The sequence below is a fragment of the Phenylobacterium sp. genome (assembly GCF_041691455.1).
Classification (GTDB): Bacteria; Pseudomonadota; Alphaproteobacteria; order Caulobacterales; family Caulobacteraceae; genus Phenylobacterium.
Window position 1 is genome coordinate 1 of the sequence record NZ_JBEPUO010000001.1, and the last position, 18,049, is coordinate 18,049.

Here is an 18,049-nt window from a genome sequence, read left to right on the forward strand (position 1 = left end):
CCCGCGACGAGGCGGTGCTGACCCTGCTCTACGGCTGCGGCCTGCGGATCTCCGAGGCCCTGTCGCTGAAGCGCTCCGACGCGCCGCTTCCCGACAGCCTGCGCATTCTCGGCAAGGGGTCGAAGACCCGCATCGTCCCCGTGCTGCCCGCCGTGCGCGAGGCGATCGAGGCCTATCTGGCCGAGGTCCCCTTCGCCATCGCCCCGGATGAGCCGCTGTTCCGCGCCAAGCGCGGCGGGCCCCTAAGTCCCCGCCATGTGCAGGCGACGGTGCAGAATCTCAGGGGCCGCCTCGGCCTGCCCGCCAGCGCCACGCCGCACGCGCTGCGCCACTCCTTCGCGACCCACCTGCTGGGGGCCGGCGCGGACCTGCGCTCGATCCAGGAGCTGCTCGGCCACGCCTCGCTCTCGACAACTCAGCGCTACACCCAGGTCGACGCAGCCGCCCTGCTCAGCGCCTATTCCAAGGCCCATCCTCACGCGTGACGGGAGGCGGCGGAACGTCCGCCGCGCCCGGCGCCACGGCCGGGTGATAGCCGATGGGCGTCGGCACCGAGCAGCCATCGAGCTGACGGTGCACCGCATATTGCATGCCCTCACGCACGCTGCCGCGCGCGCGACCGCCGAGGGCTACGGTCTGGCGGCCGACCTCCTGCTCGACGACCGATCGGCAGTGAGCAGGCTGGCGATATAGATTGGGCGTGCGCTCGGCGATCGGCGGCGGAACCTTCACCGCGGGTGCGGCGATCGTGAGAGCGCCGGCCAAGGTGAGCGCGGCGAGGATCATGGCGCGACCTCCACCATGCACATGCGGCCGTCAGGATAGTCGGCCCACTTGAGATACATCCGCCCCGGACGGTCGCCGCGCCGATAGAGCGCCATCGGCTGGGCGAGGGACGCCTCCATCCGCCCCGCGCCCGCACAGGTCGCCGGCGCCGGCAGCCTTGTGATGATCCCGGGCCGGCCGCCAAAGGCGCTCCGGACGGCGGGCGAGTTGAACGATGGAAACTGGTCGAGCGGCGCGTCCCGCGGAAGGGCCGCGGATAGCTGGGCGGCCAGGAGCATGGCGATCATGGCGCTTGTCTCCGTATCGCTTCGATGGCGGAGGCTCTCACCTCCGCGGACCGGCGCCAAGTTAACTCTGCCGCACGAACCTCTGCCAGGCGATGTCGGATCCGGCGTCGCGGCCGTGCTCGATGCAGCGGAACCCCTCGCGCCGGTAGAAGGCCTGGGCGCGGCGGTTGGGCGCCTGCACCTTCAGCGACAGCGGGCCGTCGCCCAGGCCCACGACGTGATCGAGCAAGGCCTTGCCGACGCCGCGGCCGCGCGCATCCACATAGAGCGAGTGGAGGAAGTTCTGCGGTCGGAAATAGCCCGCGAGGCCGAGAATCTGCGCCGCCTCCACCGCCACATAGATCTCCTCCTCGCGGGCCGAGCGCAGGAAGTCCTCGCGGCTGTGCCGTTCCGGCGGCAGCCAGGTGAAGGTCTCGCTCAGCACCTTCACATAGAGGTCCGCGCAGGCGCCGATCTCGTCTGACCTGGCGCGGCGGACCTCCATTGTCTCCAGGGCCTGCCGTCAGGCCTGCATCGTCCACCCCTCGACGCCCATGGCCGCCTGGCGCAGCGCTTCGGAGCGGGTGGGGTGCGGATGGCAGGTGCGGGCCACGTCCTCGGACGCGGCGCGGAATTCCATGGCCACGCAGTATTCGCCGACCATCTCGGAGACCGACGGGCCGATCATATGGGCCCCCAGCACCTCGTCGGTGACCGCGTCGGCCAGCACCTTCACGAAGCCCTCGGTCTCGTGGTTGATCTTGGCGCGGCTGTTGGCGGTGAACGGGAACTTGCCGACCTTATAGGCGCGGCCCTCGGCCTTCAGCTCCTCCTCGGTCTTGCCGACCCAGGCGACCTCGGGGCTCGTGTAGACCACGCTGGGGATGATCCCATAGGCCACGTGGCCCGCCTTGCCGGCGATGGTCTCGATGCAGGCCACCGCCTCGTCCTCGGCCTTGTGCGCCAGCATCGGCCCGTGGGTCACGTCGCCGATCGCCCAGACGCCGGGCGCCGAGGTCCTCCAATGGTCGGTCTCGATGAATCCGCGCTTGTCGGGGGTGATCCCGACGCTCTCCAGGCCCAGGCCCTCAGTGTAGGGCCTACGGCCGATCGCCAGCAGCACGTAGTCGGCCTCGAACGTCTCGGCCGCGCCGCCGGCCACCGGCTCGACGGTCACCGAAACTCCGGATTTCGAGGCCTTGGCGCCGGTCACCTTGCTGGAGAGCTTGAAGACCATCCCCTGCTTGGTCAGCGACCGCTGGAAGGTCTTGGCGACCTCAGCGTCCATGCCGGGGGTGATGCGGTCGAGGAACTCCACCACCGTCACCTGGGCGCCGAGCCGGCGCCACACCGAGCCCAGCTCCAGGCCGATGATCCCGGCGCCGATGACCAACAGGCTCTTCGGGACTTCCGGCAGCGAGAGCGCGCCGGTGGAATCGACGATCCGCTTCTGGTCGACGGTGACGCCTGGCAGGCCGGAAGGCAGCGAACCCGTGGCGATGACGATGTCCTTGACCTCGTAGGCGGTGGTCTTGCCGTCATCGCCGGTCACCTCGACCTTGCCGGCGCCGGCGATGCGGCCCGTCCCGCGCAGCCAGTCCACCTTGTTCTTCTTGAACAGGAACTCGATACCCTTGGTGAGCTGGGCCACCGAGGTCGCCTTTTGGGCCATCATCTGGACGAGGTTCAGCTTGGGCTTCACGTCGATGCCGAGTTCGCCGAAGTGGTTGGCCGCGGCGTCGTACATCTCCGAGGCGTGCAGCAGGGCCTTGGACGGCATGCAGCCGACGTTCAGGCAGGTGCCGCCCAGCGTCGCGCCGCCGTCCACGCCCCTGTCGACACAGGCGACCTTCAGCCCGAGCTGGCCCGCCCGGATCGCGGCGTTGTAGCCGCCGGGACCGCCGCCGATGATGATGACGTCGTACTGGGCCATGGGTGTCCGTGCCTGCTCGGGAAGATGTCGCCCAGATATAGGCCTTTTGGCGAGGATGCGAGGGGGGCCTGGCGGCGGTCTTGGCTAGAGAGCGGGCCCGTCTCCTAGCCGTTCGAAGCGGCGGGGACGCAGGGGCACGATAAATCCAGTGAGCCAGGTCAAGGCGAGGGAGAGAATGAGGCGGAGGGTGGCCTCGACGCTTCCCAGGGGCGCAAGGGTTGAAGGTTGTGTTCGAACCTCGTTGAGGAAGGCGCGCGCCGCTTCCGCATCCTCCTCCGGGACCAAGAGGCCGGGACCGCCGATCGCGTAGATCAGGTTGACGTGGACCTGGATGACCAGGTCGCGCTGGAGGATGACGGGAATGCCGGACGCCCGCAGCGCCGAGGCGGCGACCTGTGGTTCCGTCAGATCGGTAAAACGGGCGACTTCGACAAAACGCATGGCCGGAAGCTTGGCCTTAACGCCAGCAGTCGTCCAGCCGAAGGATCAGGGAGATGCCGGTGGCGAGATCGCCTTCACCGGCCGCTGTTCGACCCACCAGATGAGCAGGCCCACCAGAACCAGGACCGCCAGCCGGTCATAGTTGAAGCGCAGCGCGGCGGTCCCGAACACCCGCCGGTAGGCGCCGCTGAGGTGCATGAGCTGCGTCAGGCCCATGTTCAGCCCAATGCCCGCGACATAGAACCAGAGCGCCGGACGCCGGAGCACCAGGCGCAGGGCGGCGACCGGCAGCAGCAGCACGGCGGCCAGCCAGACGACCAGCTGCCAGTCCGGCGTGGCGCTCCACAGCGAGATCATCAGGACGGCCGGGCCGGCAGTCGGATGGATGACCCCCAGCCGATAGGCGGCGAAACCCATCAGCGGGAAGCCGGTCGACGCCGCCTGCAGCAACAGCAGGATCGCCAGCACGATGCGCAGCCAGATCATCCCTCAGCCTCCCCCGAGGCCGGAAATCTGCGCCGCGGAAGGCCGTGCGTCGAGCCCAGGGGTCGAGCGCCAACCTCTTGCCCCTCTTGATCGTCATCGCCCGGCTTGTCCGGGCGACCCATGATCTCCGCGCCGACGACGTTCTCGGCGGCGGCGGCGCGACCAATCACGCGTTTGCCGTGTTCATGGGTGGCCCGGACCAGCCGGGCCATAGATTTATTTAAACATTTCAACTATTTGACGGGTATCGACCTAGAGGTCGAGCAACAGGCGCTGCGGTTCCTCGATGGCTTCCTTGACATGGACCAGGAAGGTCACCGCGCCCTGGCCGTCGACGACGCGGTGGTCGTAGCTCAGCGCCAGGTACATCATCGGCCGGATCACCACCTGGCCGCCGATGGCCATGGGCCGCTCCTGGATCTTGTGCATCCCCAGGATGCCCGACTGCGGCGCATTGAGGATCGGCGTCGACATCAGCGAGCCGTAGACCCCGCCGTTGGAGATCGTGAACGTCCCACCCTGCATGTCCTCGATGGCCAGCTGGCCGTCGCGGGCCTTCTTGCCAAGCGCGCCGATGGCCTTTTCGATCTCGGCCAGGCTCATGGCGTCGGCGTCGCGCACCACCGGCACGACCAGGCCCTTCTCGGTGCCGACCGCCACGCCGATGTCGTAGTGGTTCTTGTAGATCAGGTCGGTTCCGTCGATCTCGGCGTTGACGTCGGGCACCATCTTCAGCGCGTGGGTCACCGCGCGGACGAAGAAGCTCATGAAACCCAGCTTCACGCCGTGGGTCTTTTCGAAGGCGTCCTTGTAGGTCGCGCGCATCGCCATCACCGCGGTCATGTCCACCTCGTTGAAGGTGGTCAGCATGGCGGCGTTGTTCTGGGCTTCCTTCAGCCGGCGCGCGATGGTCTGGCGAAGCCGGGTCATGCGGACCCGTTCCTCGCGCTCGTGGATCTCGCGCGGACCGGCGGGCGCCGGCGCCGGGGCGGGGGTCTTGGCGCGGGCGTCCAGGGCCGCCAGCGCGTCGCCCTTGGTGATGCGGCCGTCCTTGCCGGTGCCGGGAATGGCGGCGGCGTCGAGCTTGTTCTCCGCGACCACGCGCTGAGCCGACGGCGCCAGCACCGGTTCAGCGGCGGCCTTCACGGGGGCGGGGGCCGGAGCCGCGGCGGGCGCAGGCGACGGCGCGGGCGCGGGCGCGGCGGCCTTCGCCGGTTCAGGCTCGGGGGCGGGCGCCTTGGCGGGCGCGGCCTTGGGCGCGGCGGCGCCTTCGGTGATCTTGCCCAGCACGGCGCCCGGCTCGACCGTCGCGCCTTCTTCCGCGGAGATCTCCGACAGCGTGCCGTCGGAGGGCGCCGCCACCTCCAGGCTCACCTTGTCGGTTTCCAGCTCGACGAGGATCTCATCCTTGCGCACCGCATCGCCGGCCTTCTTGGTCCAGCGCGCCACCGTGGCTTCGGTGACGGACTCGCCGAGGGCGGGCGTCATGATGTCGGCCATTGGGGATGCGCTCCTTGGGGGTCTTGAAGATCTTTAGGCGAAGGCTTCCGTCAGGAACGTCTCGAGTTCCTTCAGGTGGCGGGTCATCAGGCCGGCGGCGGTCGAGGCCGAGGCGGGGCGGCCGACGTAGCGGGCGCGCTTGGCCTTCACCGCCATGCGCTCCAGCGTGAGCTCCAACCAGGGGTCGACGAAGGTCCAGCCGCCCATGTTCTTGGGCTCTTCCTGGCACCAGACCAGCTCTGCGTTCTTGAAGCGCTTCAGGACATTGGACAGCGACTTCAGCGGCCAGGGATAGAACTGCTCCAGCCGCAGGACATAGATGTCGTCGCGGCCGGTCTTCGCGCGATGCTCGATCAGGTCGAAGTAGACCTTGCCGGAGCAGAGCACGACCCGGGTGATCTTGTCGTCGGGCTTGAGCACGACCCCGCCGACGTCGGCCCCGGCCTCAGCCCCGTCGACCATCACCCGATGGAAGCTGGTGCCCTCGGCCATGTCGCTGAGGTTCGAGACGGCTCGCTTGTGCCGGAGCAGCGACTTGGGCGTCATCACGATCAGCGGCTTGCGGAACTCGCGGATCATCTGCCGGCGCAGGGCGTGGAAATAGTTGGCCGGCGTGGTCGGGTTGATGACCTGCAGGTTGTCCTCGGCGCAGAGCTGCAGGAAGCGTTCGAGGCGCGCGGAGGAGTGCTCCGGCCCCTGGCCCTCGTAGCCGTGCGGCAACAGCATGACGAGGCCGCTCATCCGCAGCCACTTGCGCTCGCCCGACGAGATGAACTGGTCGATGACCACCTGGGCGCCGTTGGCGAAGTCGCCGAACTGGGCTTCCCACATGTCGAGCGTGTTGGGGTCGGTGAGCGAGAAGCCGTACTCGAAGCCCAGCACCGCCTCTTCGGACAGCGCCGAGTTCAGCGCCTCGAAGTGCGCCTGGCCGGGGCCGAGGTTGCGCAGCGGGAAATAGGTCTCCTCGGTCTTCTGGTCGACAATCCCGGAGTGGCGCTGGGTGAAGGTGCCGCGGATCGAGTCCTGGCCGGAGAGGCGCACCGGATAGCCCTGGTCGAGCAGGGAGGCGAAGGCCAGGGACTCGCCCGTTGACCAGTCGAGGTCCGCGCCCTTCTCGATGGCTTCGCGGCGCCCGGCGATCACGCGCTCGACCGTCTTGTGGACGCTGATCCGCGCGGGGATGGTGGTGATCTTCTGGCCGAGGTCGAGGAGCTTCTGCCTGGAAACGCCGGTGACGCCGCTCTCTTCGGAGCCCGGGAGCTTCAGGCCGGACCACTTGCCGTCCAGCCAGTCGGCCTTGTCGGCGTGGTAGCTCTTGCCGCTGTCGAACTCGGCGTCGAGGAAGGCGTCGAATTCGGAAATCCAGCCGTCGACCTCGGCCTGGGTGGCCGTACCCTCGGCGACCAGGCGCTGAGCGTAGAGGTCGCGGACGCTCGGGTGCTCCTTGATCTTCGCGTACATCAAGGGCTGGGTCATCGTCGGGTCGTCGCCCTCGTTGTGACCGAACCGGCGGTAGCAGAACATGTCGATGACCACGTCCTTGCCGAACTGCTGGCGGTATTCCGTGGCGACCTTGGCGGCGAACACCACGGCTTCCGGATCGTCGCCGTTGGCGTGGAAGATCGGGGCCTCGACCATCAGCGCCACGTCCGACGGATAGGGCGAGGAACGGCTGTTCTTCGGGCTGGTCGTGAAGCCGATCTGGTTGTTGACGATGAAGTGGACCGAGCCGCCGACGCCGTAGCCGCGAAGCTGGGACAGCGCAAAGCACTCGGCGACGACGCCCTGGCCCGCGAAGGCCGCGTCGCCGTGCATCAGCAGCGGCAGGACGTGGCCGCGGCCGGCGTCGGGGCTGGCGCGCAGGGTGAAGGCCTGCTTGGCCCTGGCCTTGCCGATCACCACCGGATTGACGATCTCCAGGTGGCTGGGGTTGGCGGTCAGCGACAGGTGGACGGAGTTGCCGTCGAACTCGCGGTCCGAAGAGGCGCCCAGGTGGTACTTCACGTCGCCCGAGCCCTCGACGTCGGACGGCAGGCTCGAGCCGCCCTGGAACTCGTGGAAGATCACCTGGTAGGGCTTGCCCATGACGGCGGCGAGCACGTTCAGCCGGCCGCGGTGCGGCATGCCGACGATGATATCCTTCACGCCCAGCGCCCCGCCGCGCTTGATGATCTGCTCCAGCGCCGGAACCAGGCTTTCCCCGCCGTCGAGGCCGAACCGCTTGGTGCCGGGGAAGCGGCGATGGAGGAACTTCTCGAAGCCCTCGGTCTCGATCAGCTTCTTCAGGATGGCGATCTTGCCCTCCTTGGTGAAGACGATCTCCTTGTCGCGGCCCTCGATGCGCGCCTGGATCCAACCCTTCTCCTTGGGATCGGAGATGTGCATGTACTGCACGCCGACGCTGCCGCAGTAGGTGCGCCGCAGGATCGCCAGGATCTCGCGGATCGTGGCCGTCTCCAGCCCCAGCACGAAGTCGAGGAAGATCGGCCGGTCGAAGTCGGCTTCCGAGAAACCGTAGGTCGCCGGGTCGAGCTCGGAGGCGTCGCCGGGCGTGGTGGCGATGCCCAGCGGATCGAGGTTGGCCTTCAGGTGGCCGCGCATCCGGAAGGCGCGGATCATCATGATGGCGCGCAGGCTGTCGAGGGTCGCGGCGCGCACGGCGTCGGTGGAGACGGCAGGGGCGCCGGCCGGCGCGCGCTCGGCGATCTTCGTCGCGAGCTTGGCCTCGACCGCCGGCCACATCCCGTCGATGGCGGAGAGCCAGTCGGGGCGCGCGGCGGGCGCACCGGCCTTCATCCAGGCGGGGTCGGCGGCGGCGCGCTGAACGTCGCCGGCCGAGTCGTGCAGGGAGGCGAAGAAGGCGCGCCAGGAGGGCTCGACCGCGTTCGGGTCGGCCGACCATTTCGCGTAGAGGTCCTCAACGAAGGCCGCGTTGCCACCGTAGAGGAACGAGGTCTCGGCGAGCACCTCGTTGATCAGACCTGCGTCGTCCGCCATGTCGTCCGCTTTCCCGAGCGGGACCGCGGAGCTTCTGAGGAGGAGCCGAGCGCGGACCGCTCTTTAACGTTAGTTGCCGCTCTAGGCGCCTTTCAGCACCTCGAGCAGGGTGGTTCCGAGGGCCGCGGGAGAGGGAGAGACACGGATGCCCGCGGCTTCCATCGCGGCGATCTTGTCATCCGCCCCGCCCTTGCCGCCCGAGATGATCGCGCCCGCGTGACCCATGCGCCGTCCGGGCGGCGCGGTGCGTCCCGCGATGAAGCCGACCATAGGCTTCTTGGTTGCTGAATTTTTAATGAACTCAGCCGCGTCCTCCTCGCCGGACCCGCCGATCTCGCCGATCATGATGATCGACTCGGTCTCCGGGTCCTTCAGGAACAGGTCGAGCATCTCGATGAACTCGGTCCCCTTGACCGGGTCGCCGCCGATGCCAACGGCCGTCGTCTGGCCGAGGCCCACCTGAGTGGTCTGGAACACGGCCTCATAGGTAAGGGTGCCGGAGCGGGAGACAACGCCCACCGAGCCCTTCTTGAAGATGTTTCCCGGCATGATGCCTATTTTGCATTCATCCGGGGTCAGCACGCCGGGGCAATTGGGTCCGATCAGCCTGGATTTCGAGCCGTCGAGCGCGCGCCGCACCTTGACCATGTCGGCCACCGGTATGCCCTCGGTGATGCAGATGATCAGCGGGATTTCCGCGTCGATGGCTTCCAGGATGGAGTCCGCGGCGAAGGCCGGCGGGACGTAGATCACGCTGGCGTCCGCGCCCTCCTGACGCACCGCCTCGCCGACGGTGTTGAACACCGGCAGGCCGATGTGGGTCGTGCCGCCTTTGCCAGGCGTCACGCCACCGACCATTTTGGTCCCGTAGGCGATGGCCTGTTCAGAGTGGAAGGTGCCTTGCGCCCCCGTGATGCCTTGGCAGATCACGCGGGTGGATTTGTTGATCAGGATCGACATTCAGGCAGCGTCCCGCACGGCTTTGACGATCTTTTCCGCACCATCGGAGAGGTCGTTGGCGGCGATGACGTTCAGGCCGCTCTCGTTGATGATCTTCTTGCCGAGCTCGGCATTGGTGCCTTCGAGGCGCACCACCAGGGGCACGTTAAGGCCGACCTGCTTCACCGCCGCGACGACGCCCTGGGCCAGGATATCGCAGCGGGCGATGCCGCCGAAGATATTGACCAGGATCCCCTTCACGTTGGGGTCCGAGATGATAATCTTGAAGGCAGCGGTGACCTTCGCCTCATCCGCCCCGCCGCCAACGTCCAGGAAGTTGGCGGGCTCGGCGCCATAGAGCTTGATGATGTCCATGGTGGCCATGGCCAGGCCCGCGCCGTTGACCATGCAGCCGATCTCGCCGTCCAGCGCGATATAGGAGAGGTCGTACTTGGAGGCCTCGATCTCCTTCGGGTCCTCCTCGCTCTCGTCGCGCAGGGCCTTGATGTCCGGGTGGCGGAAGAGGGCGTTGTCGTCGAAGGACACCTTGGCGTCGAGGACGCGCAGTTGGTCGTCCGCGGTGACGATGAGCGGATTGATCTCCAGCATCGCCATGTCCTTGGCGAGGAAGGCCGCATAGAGCTGACCGAGCAGCTTGCCCGCCTGCTTGGCGAGGTCGCCCTTCAGGTCCAGAGCCGCGGCGAGCTTCAGGCCGTGGAAGCCACGGACACCGGTCACCGGATCGATGCCGAAGGTGATGATCTTGTCGGGGGTCGAATGGGCGACCTCCTCGATGTCCATGCCGCCTTCGGTCGAGGCCACCACCGAGACGCGGCTCGTTTCGCGATCGACCAGCAGCGAGAGGTAGAGCTCGCGGGCGATCTGCGCGCCTTCCTCGATATAGAGCCGGTTGACCTGCTTGCCCTTGGGCCCGGTCTGGTGCGTGACCAGCACCCGGCCGAGCATCTCCGCGGCGTTGGTCTTCACCTCGTCCACCGACTTCACGACGCGGACCCCGCCCTTGGCGTCGGGGCCGAGGCCCTCGAAGCGGCCCTTGCCGCGGCCGCCGGCGTGGATCTGCGACTTCACGACGAAGACCGGTCCCCCCAGTTTCTGGGCGGCCTCGACGGCCTCTTCGACGGTGAAGGCGGGAAACCCGCGCGGGACCGCCACGCCGAACTCGGAGAGGACGGCTTTGGCTTGGTGCTCGTGGATATTCATGAGGCTCGGTGAGGCTTTTTGGGGCGCTGGGAATGTCGCCTCGCCTCAGCGGCGAGTGGGCGCGGTTATAGGCGCCGCTCCCAGGGATGACAACCGCGCGAGGCCGGAAAACCGGGGTCTCTAGCCGGCGCCTTCGAAGCCGGCCGAGGCGCGGCGTTCGAGCTTGCCCCAGCCGACCCGCGCGCCATGCAGGGCCGCGTCGATCGACTTGACCACCACGTAGTACATCAGCTGGCGGTAGCCGAAACGTTGGACCGGCAGCCAGACCAGGTCGGCCCAGGGGGCGCGGCGCTCGAGCGCCATGCCGAGCGCGCCGGCCGAGAGGTCGAGGAAGATGAACGCGGCCCAGAAGAACAGCGGCCGCGACAGGTCGTCGGGCGACCACTCCACGGGGTGGAAAGCCCAGGCGTAGATCGCCGAGATCAGGCTCCAGACGATGGCCAGGTCGACCAGCGGGGCGATGGCGGTGAGGATGATCTGGAACAGCCAGATCTGCGGCAGGGCCACGAAGCCCAGCACCGGCCGCTTCACGTCGAACAGCGCCGCGCGGTGCTTGTAGATGCATTGCAGGGTGCCGAAGGACCAGCGGAACCGTTGCTTCAGAAGCCCGCCCACCGTCTCCGGCGCCTCGGTGTAGGCGCGCGCCTCCGGATCGAATTCCACCCGCCAGCCGGCCCGCTGCATGGCCAGGGTCAGGTCCTGGTCTTCGGCCAGGGTGTCGTCGGGATAGCCGCCGAGGGCTTCCAGCGCTGCCCGCCGCCAGGCCCCCACGGCGCCCGGCACCACGGTCACCGCGCCGAGCGCCGCCAGCGCCCGGCGCTCCAGGTTCTGGGCGGTGACATATTCCAGCGCCTGCCAGCGGGTGATCAGGTTGCGGCGGTTGCCGACCAGGGCGTTGCCGGCCACCGCGCCCACCTCGGGGTCGCCGAACCAGCGGGCGAGCTTGGGGAGCGTGTCCGACGGGAACAGGGTGTCGGCGTCGAGCGCCACGACCACGTCGCCGCTGGCCTTGGTCAGGCCGCGGTTGAGCGCGCGCGCCTTGCCGCCGTTCTCGAAGGCCATCAGCGTCACGCGCGGCTCGTCGGCGAAGGCGCGGCGCACCACCTCGGCGGTGTGGTCCTGCGAGCCGTCGTCGAGCACCAGCACCTCCAGGCGCGCCCAGTTCGACGCCAGGATCCGCCGCACCGAGGACTCGATCACCTTCTCCTCGTTGAAGCAGGGGATCAGCACACTGATCAGCGGCCCGGTCGTCGGATCGGGCATGGGCGGCGTCCGCTTCACGATCGTGAAGCGATGCACCAGGGCCAGCACGCCCAGCAGCAGCAGGCGACCGACGCCCAGGACGATGGCGACGATGAACAGGCTCTGCAGCGCGATCTGCACGCCGTGGAAGAAGCCGAAGCCCATGCGGTCGAGGAGCAGCTGGACGGAGTTGCGGCTGGTCGGCGGCAGCACCTCGGCCTGGGTCATGCCGGCCAGGTCGCCGACGGTGACGAGCTTGTAGCCGTGGGCCCGGATCGCATCGATGAGCGCCGGAAGAGCCTCGACCGTGCGGCTGCGGTCGCCGCCGGAATCGTGCAGCAGCACCACCTGGCCCGGCCGCACCGTGTCCTGCAGCCGCGAGATCACCGTCTCGACGATGTGCTTCGGCGTCGAGGCGTCGGGCGACTTCCAGTCGTCGGGGTCGATGCGCAGGCCGACGCTGAGATAGCCCTGGGTCTGGGCGGCCAGCAGCGGGGCGACCTCGCGCGGGGTCGAAGGTTCGGCGTCGCCGAAATAGGGCGGCCGGAAGAGGCGCATCGACCGGCCGGTGATGGTCTCGAAGAGCCGCTGGGTGGCCGACAGCTCCACCGCGGTCTGCGCCGCCGGCACCTTGGAGATGTCCGGGTGGGTCCAGGTGTGGTTGCCGACGTCGTGGCCTTCGCGCACTTCGCGGGCCACCAGGCCGGGCTTGGCCGCCATGTTCTTGCCGATCACGAAGAAGGTCGCCGTCGCCTTCTTCTCCTTCAGGATATCGAGGATCTTCGGCGTCCAGCGGCCGTCCGGCCCATCGTCGAAGGTCAGCGCCACCCAGCCCGGATGGAAGCCGTAGCGCTGGATCACATAGGAGGTGGGCATCACCTCGTAGTTCTCGCCGGAGATCAGGCCGGTGTCGGAATCCATCTCCAGCGAACGGCGGCCGGGGGTCGGGATGGATTCCACCCTCAGGACCTCGCCCGAACCGTCGAAGTCGACGTCGACGCCGGGCTTCAGGAGCTCCAGGCCCTCGGACTTCACCTGCCCGTACTCGTGGCGCAGCACCTGCCAGTCGAGCTGGTCCTCACCGCCCATCCGCCACAGCGCATAGCCCATGGGCCGGAACCCGTCGGCGACCTTGATCTGGTTGAACAGCGTCGGGGCGTCCAGGAACCAGACCACGTGCTTGCGCCCGGCGTCGTCCTGGTAGCCGAAGGTCGGGTTGAGCGAGGTCTCGTCCATCTCGGCCTGGGCTTCGGCGTCGTGGGCCTTCTGGGTGGCCTCGTTGAAGAGGATGGTCTCGGCCGACGCCTTGTTCTTCGGGCCCTTCAGCGTCCAGTCGTAGCCATAGGCGCCCAGCGCCAGCACGGTCTTGGCCGGATCGAGCGTCTCCATCCGCTTGGCGAGCGTCGCCTCGAACCAGTCCTGGCCGGCCGCCGGGCCCGGCTCGCCGCCGCCCCAATGCTGGTCGTAGGCCATCAGCACCACGGCGTCGGAGACATCCTGCAGGCGCTTGATGGGGAAGTCGTCGTCGGCGAACGGCGTGGTGACCCAGACTTCGCGGCCGATCGGCTTCAGCGCCGCGCGCGCCTGGGCGATGAAGGCCGGATAGGCCCGCGCGGAAGCTTCCGACAGGCTCTCGAAGTCGAAGACATAGCCCGCGTAGCCGCGCTTCTGGGCCTGGGCGACCAGATTGGCGATCAGCGCCGTGCGCGCGGTCGGGCTGAGCAGCACGGCGTCGGCCTGGGGCCCGTTCCACTCGTGGCCGGCGGTGTTGTAGTTGAAGACCCCGGGCAGGATCGACGGCGGCTTTTTTGCCGAGGCGATGATCGCGCGGGCCTGAAGGTCCGAGGTGATCGACAGGCTGCCGTCCACGCCGCTGAGCGCGATCCACTGGGGCGAGACCACATCCAGCTGATCGATGTGGTCGGCGAGCGATTCCCGGGAGCTTTCGTCCCAGGAGACGTAGAAGCCGACGGCCAGCGGGCGGGCGGGCCCGCCGGATGCCGCGGCGCCCCGCGGATGGGGGATGCGGCTCCACTGGGCGCGGCCCTTCAGCTTGTGGGCGTTTTCGGCGTGCAGCGCCGACAGCACCTGAGGGTCCTTCAAAGTCAGGCTCGGCAGCCGCGGCGCGAAGGCCAGGGTCGCGAAGAAGCCGGCGACCATCAGGGCGATCGCGGAGGCTACAAGCCCGCCCGTGAACCGCACGCGCCTGGCGCGCCGCCCGGTCGGATCGTGGAAGATGAGATCGGCCATTGAGAACCGGCGGCCCAAGGTGAATCGGCCAGTCTTATGCCTCGCCGCGATGACCGACGCTAGGCGCGCGCCGCTTGCGAAACCGGCGGCATCCGCTATCCCGACGCCTGAGAGACCGGCCCGGAGCCCGCCCGCCGATGGCGTCACCGCAAAAGCGCCTGAGCTGGGGGCCCTACGACACCTGGGTGGACTGGGCGCGCGGCTTCGGCCTGGCGGTCGTGGCGGCGGGCTTCCTGGCCTATGGCGGCGCCTTCGGGTCCGGGGTGCTGACCACGCCGGTCCGCTTCGCCTACTGGTTCGGCCTAATGATCGTGGGCTGGGTCTGGGGCGTCTTCGTATCGAGCTATGTCTTCCGCCCCCACCGCCGCGTTCGCCAACACCTTTGGCGGCGCGTTCTGCTGACCTCACTGGCGATCTCGATCCCCTATTCCGTCGTCGTGGGCGTCGTGACCCATTTCACCCGCGGATCGCGCTTCGACAACCTGATCGACCTCACCGACCTGCTGGTCTCGGTGACCCTGATCTCGGCGGTGATGATCGGCATCAATGTGCTGGTCGGCCGCCAGATGGGCGCCATGACCTCGGCCTCGTCGGAGCCGCCCAAGTTCCTCGACCGCCTGCCCCTCAAGCTGCGCGGCGCCGAGATCTGGGCTGTGGAGGCCGAGGACCACTATCTGCGGCTGCACACCTCCAAGGGCCAGGACCTGATCCTGATGCGGCTCTCCGACGCCATCGCCGAGCTGGAGGGGATCGAAGGCGCCCAGGTCCACCGCTCCTGGTGGGTGTCGCGCGACGCCATCGCCGGCGCCGTGCGGGGCGACGGGCGCGCCACCCTGACGCTCACCGACGGCGCCGAGGCGCCGGTGAGCCGCACCTATGCGCGGCTGCTGCGCGAGCGCGGCTGGATCTAGCTAGTCCTTGTTTCAGGGAATCGCGGTGCGATTCCCCTGCCGTCTCGCCAGCCACTGCTCGCGGGTCTGGCCCCAGGATTCGACAAAGGTGTCCTGATAGGGCGCCGGCATGGCCGACGGGCCCCAGAGCGTCGACCCGAGGCGCTTGGCCACCGCCTGCGAGGCCGTGTTGGCCGGCTCGATGGTGTGGATCACGTCGGGCCAGCCCAGGACGTCGAAGACATAGTCCATGCAGGCCGCGGCCCCCTCGGTGGCGTAACCCTTGCCCCAGGTCTCCCGCGCCAGCCCCCAGCCGACCTCCCGGCCCGGCCAGTCCTCGGGCTGCCAGGGCCCCAGGCGTCCGATCCAGCGGCCCGACGCCTTTTCGATCACCGAGAACATCGAAAAGCCGCGGATCGACCAGGCGCCGGTCACCGTGCAGATGCCGCGCCAGGCCACCGAACGCGCCTGCGGCCCGCCCAGATGGCGCATGGTCACCTCATCCGCGGCGAATTCCGCCCAGGCTTCAAAGTCTTCCGGGGCCGGGGCGCGCAGGATGAGGCGTTCTGTCTCAAGAATTGGCGCTAGCGTAACGGTCATATTTCAGGCTCATACTGCGTCGGGGAGAGAGCTCGTTGCGGGGGCCGTCACCTTAGCCGTGGGCGCGGCGAGGCGGCCAGCGCTTCGTTCGTCGAGGGATCCGCTAGGGCTGGGATCTCGATCGATGACGTCTGACAACTTCAACCACAGGTCGCCGGCCAGGCGTCGCAGGGGCCCGGGCCGTCTTGTGCTGTTCACCGGCGTCGCCGGCGCCTGCCTGCTCGGCGGCGGCCTCGGCCTCTGGGCCCGGCCGGCGATGAACGAGCGGCAGATGGCGGTCGCCGTCCCGGAGGCCCCGGTCACGGCGGCCGCGCCGAAGGGCAAGATCCAGATTGTGGTGGTCGACAATCCGGCCCCGATCGGCGCCCCGATCGAGGTGCTGTCGTCCGCCCCGGCCAGGCCCGCGCCCGTCGTCCTGCCCGCCCCGCCGCTCGCGCCGGAGCTCCGGGCGCCGGTCAGGCCCCCGGAAGGCCTGACGCGGGTGCGGTCCATAACGCCGCCCGCTCAGGCGCCGCTCCCGCCGCCGAAGCCCGTTCCGGTCAAGGCCAGGCCCCTGGCCCCGCCCGCGCCGAAACTGGTGTTCGCCAGGGCTCGGCTGGTCGCGCCGCCCGTCCACGCCGCTTCGGTTCATGCGGCCCCGGTCCGGCTCGCCAAGGTCGTGACCCCGGCCAAACCCCCGCAGAAGATCCTGCTGGCTCGCGCCGCCGAAGCCCGCGCCGAGCTCGCGAGGGCCGCCCGCGCCAAGGCCGAAGCGCATAGGACCGAGCTCGCCAAGGCGCTCAAGGTCCAGAAGCAGGAGCAGATCCGCCTGGCCAAGGCCGAGGCCAGGGGCCGCGCCGAGGCGCGCGCGGAGGCCAAGGTTCAGGCTTTCGCCCAGGCCCAGGACGAGGCGCGCCGGCGCATCCATCTGGCCAGCCTCGCGCGGGCCACGGCCCGGGCTTCGGCGCATGCGGCGAGGCCGGCGCCGAGCTTCGAACTCGCCCGGCTGGACCGCAGGGCCGCCCAGAAGGTCCGCCATGAGCCGAAGGTCGAACGGGCCTCGGCCCGCAAGCCGCCGCGCGTGGTCGAGCCGTCGTACAGGGCCCACCCGATCCCGCTGGCGCCGCAACCGCACGCCGGCCTAATGAGGGTTTCGACCACCCCGGCCCGGACCGATCCGGCCGTGGACGCCGCCGAGCGCCAGCTCGCCCGCGCCTATCAGGGCGCGAGGGCGGCCGGAGTCCCCGACGCCCAGCTGCAACGCCAGCAGCAGCGCTGGCTCGCCGCCCGCTCGGCCGCGGCCCGCGAAGCCCCCTGGGCGGTGCATGACGTCTACCTGGCGCGTATCGCCGAGCTGAACGGCCAGGCGCACGACGCCCACGACGAGGGCTATTGAGGGGCGCTCCCGGCTAGGAGAGCATCTCCTTGATCGTCTCGCGCTCGCCGACCAGCTCGTCGTTGGTCAGCGCGATCTTCGACTTGGCGAAATCGTCCATCTGGTAGCTGTCGATGACCTCGTGGCCGGTGGCGGTGGTGCGCACCGGCATGCCGGCCCAGACGCCGTCGGCGAAGCCGTAGCGGCCCTGGCTCTCCACCGCCACGGAGTGGACCTTGCCCACGGTGGTCAGGTCGCGGACGTGGTCAACCAGGGCGTTGGCCGCCGAGGCCGCGGAACTCACGCCGCGGGCCTCGATGATCGCCGCGCCGCGCTTGCCGACGGCGGGGAGGAAATCGTTTTTCAGCCAGGCCTCGTCGCCGATCACCTCGGCGGCGGGCTTGCCGTTGATCTTGGCGTGGGTGAAGTCGGCGAACATGGTCGGGGAGTGGTTGCCGTAGATGAAGGTGTCGGTGACCGCGTCGATCGCCACGCCGGCCTTCTGGGCGAGCTGCGCGCGCGCACGGTTCTCGTCCAGGCGGACCATGGCGGTGAAGCGGTCCTTCGACAGGCGCCTGGCCTGGTTGGCGGCGATCATCACATTGGTGTTGCAGGGGTTGCCCACCACCGCCACGCGGCAGTCGTCGGCGGCGACCTTGTCGATCGACTTGCCCTGGGCGACGAAGATCCGGCCGTTGTCCTTCAGGAGGTCGGCCCGCTCCATGCCCGGCCCGCGCGGCTTGGAGCCGACCAGCAGCGCCCAGTTCACGTCCTTGAAGGCCACGTCGGCGTCGCCGGTCAGGACCATGCTCTGCAAGAGCGGGAAGGCGCAGTCGTCGAGCTCCATGGCGACGCCCTTGAGCGCCTTCTGCGGGCCTTCGACGGGGATTTCCAGGAGCTGCAGGATCAGCGGCTGGTCGGCGCCGAACATCTGGCCCGAGGCGATGCGGAAGAGCAGCGCATAGCCGATGTTGCCCGCGGCGCCGGTGACCGCCACGCGGATCGGTGTCTTTGCCATGCTGCTGCTCCTTTGGATGACTGCGGCGGGTCCCTAGCCCAGCGTGGGGCGGGCCGCAATGGCGGGCGCTCGCGCGGGCTTTGGCAAACGGGCTTTGCGGCGGCGCGCGCGGCGTGTTCCCCTGCC

17 protein-coding genes are annotated in these 18,049 nt (G+C 69.0%); 3 read left to right on the forward strand and 14 right to left on the reverse strand.

The window, feature by feature from the left end; genetic code table 11:
• The coding region (locus ACESMY_RS00005) for a tyrosine-type recombinase/integrase (protein WP_372780901.1) at positions 1-485 on the forward strand (485 nt) is incomplete at its 5' end.
• Here ACESMY_RS00005 and ACESMY_RS00010 read toward each other — a convergent pair.
• From ACESMY_RS00010 to ACESMY_RS00065, 12 genes are all read right to left on the reverse strand, one after another.
• Complete coding sequence (locus ACESMY_RS00010; RefSeq protein WP_372780903.1) at positions 451-786, reverse strand: hypothetical protein; 336 nt, start codon at positions 784-786, stop codon at positions 451-453. The genes ACESMY_RS00005 and ACESMY_RS00010 overlap by 35 nt on opposite strands.
• Positions 783-1,073, reverse strand: coding sequence for a hypothetical protein (locus tag ACESMY_RS00015; protein WP_372780905.1), 291 nt, complete (start codon positions 1,071-1,073; stop codon positions 783-785). Before ACESMY_RS00015 ends, ACESMY_RS00010 begins: the two co-directional genes overlap by 4 nt.
• Before the next feature lie 61 nt (positions 1,074-1,134).
• Positions 1,135-1,557, reverse strand: coding sequence for an N-acetyltransferase family protein (locus ACESMY_RS00020; protein ID WP_372780907.1), 423 nt, complete (start codon positions 1,555-1,557; stop codon positions 1,135-1,137).
• 18 nt (positions 1,558-1,575) lie between these two features.
• A complete protein-coding gene (gene lpdA / locus ACESMY_RS00025; protein WP_372780909.1) occupies positions 1,576-2,985 on the reverse strand; it encodes a dihydrolipoyl dehydrogenase in 1,410 nt (469 codons plus the stop codon).
• 84 nt (positions 2,986-3,069) lie between these two features.
• Positions 3,070-3,426, reverse strand: a complete 357-nt coding sequence (locus ACESMY_RS00030; RefSeq protein WP_372780911.1) for a hypothetical protein — start codon at positions 3,424-3,426, stop codon at positions 3,070-3,072.
• 45 nt (positions 3,427-3,471) lie between these two features.
• Complete coding sequence (locus ACESMY_RS00035; protein WP_372780913.1) at positions 3,472-3,912, reverse strand: hypothetical protein; 441 nt, start codon at positions 3,910-3,912, stop codon at positions 3,472-3,474.
• The gene (locus ACESMY_RS00040) at positions 3,909-4,124 is read right to left on the reverse strand and encodes a hypothetical protein (RefSeq protein WP_372780915.1); all 216 of its coding nucleotides are present in this window, start codon (positions 4,122-4,124) and stop codon (positions 3,909-3,911) included. Before ACESMY_RS00040 ends, ACESMY_RS00035 begins: the two co-directional genes overlap by 4 nt.
• Positions 4,125-4,164: 40 nt before the next feature.
• On the reverse strand, positions 4,165-5,412 hold the full coding sequence (gene odhB / locus ACESMY_RS00045) for a 2-oxoglutarate dehydrogenase complex dihydrolipoyllysine-residue succinyltransferase (protein ID WP_372780917.1): 1,248 nt from the start codon (positions 5,410-5,412) through the stop codon (positions 4,165-4,167).
• A 33-nt stretch (positions 5,413-5,445) separates the two neighbouring features.
• The gene (locus tag ACESMY_RS00050) at positions 5,446-8,409 is read right to left on the reverse strand and encodes a 2-oxoglutarate dehydrogenase E1 component (RefSeq protein ID WP_372780919.1); all 2,964 of its coding nucleotides are present in this window, start codon (positions 8,407-8,409) and stop codon (positions 5,446-5,448) included.
• 81 nt (positions 8,410-8,490) lie between these two features.
• Positions 8,491-9,369, reverse strand: a complete 879-nt coding sequence (gene sucD, locus ACESMY_RS00055) for a succinate--CoA ligase subunit alpha (protein ID WP_372780921.1) — start codon at positions 9,367-9,369, stop codon at positions 8,491-8,493.
• Positions 9,370-10,569 (reverse strand): ADP-forming succinate--CoA ligase subunit beta, encoded by a 1,200-nt coding sequence (gene sucC / locus ACESMY_RS00060; RefSeq protein WP_372780923.1) that lies wholly within the window; start codon positions 10,567-10,569, stop codon positions 9,370-9,372.
• Positions 10,570-10,689: 120 nt separating this feature from the next.
• Positions 10,690-14,061 carry a glycosyltransferase gene (locus ACESMY_RS00065; RefSeq protein ID WP_372780925.1) on the reverse strand — a complete coding sequence of 1,124 codons (3,372 nt, stop codon included), beginning with the start codon at positions 14,059-14,061 and terminating at the stop codon, positions 10,690-10,692.
• 137 nt (positions 14,062-14,198) lie between these two features.
• Between ACESMY_RS00065 and ACESMY_RS00070 the strand changes: the two genes are divergently transcribed.
• The gene (locus tag ACESMY_RS00070) at positions 14,199-14,972 is read left to right on the forward strand and encodes a LytTR family DNA-binding domain-containing protein (protein WP_372780927.1); all 774 of its coding nucleotides are present in this window, start codon (positions 14,199-14,201) and stop codon (positions 14,970-14,972) included.
• Positions 14,973-14,984: 12 nt separating this feature from the next.
• Here the strand turns inward: ACESMY_RS00070 and ACESMY_RS00075 are convergent, their stop codons facing one another.
• Entirely contained in the window at positions 14,985-15,551 is a 567-nt protein-coding gene (locus ACESMY_RS00075) for a GNAT family N-acetyltransferase (RefSeq protein WP_372780929.1), read from the reverse strand.
• A gap of 124 nt (positions 15,552-15,675) precedes the next feature.
• Between ACESMY_RS00075 and ACESMY_RS00080 the strand changes: the two genes are divergently transcribed.
• Positions 15,676-16,926, forward strand: coding sequence for a hypothetical protein (locus ACESMY_RS00080; protein ID WP_372780931.1), 1,251 nt, complete (start codon positions 15,676-15,678; stop codon positions 16,924-16,926).
• Between the two features lie 13 nt (positions 16,927-16,939).
• Here ACESMY_RS00080 and ACESMY_RS00085 read toward each other — a convergent pair whose 3' ends face one another.
• On the reverse strand, positions 16,940-17,923 hold the full coding sequence (locus ACESMY_RS00085; protein ID WP_372780933.1) for a malate dehydrogenase: 984 nt from the start codon (positions 17,921-17,923) through the stop codon (positions 16,940-16,942).
• Positions 17,924-18,049 lie beyond the last annotated feature (126 nt).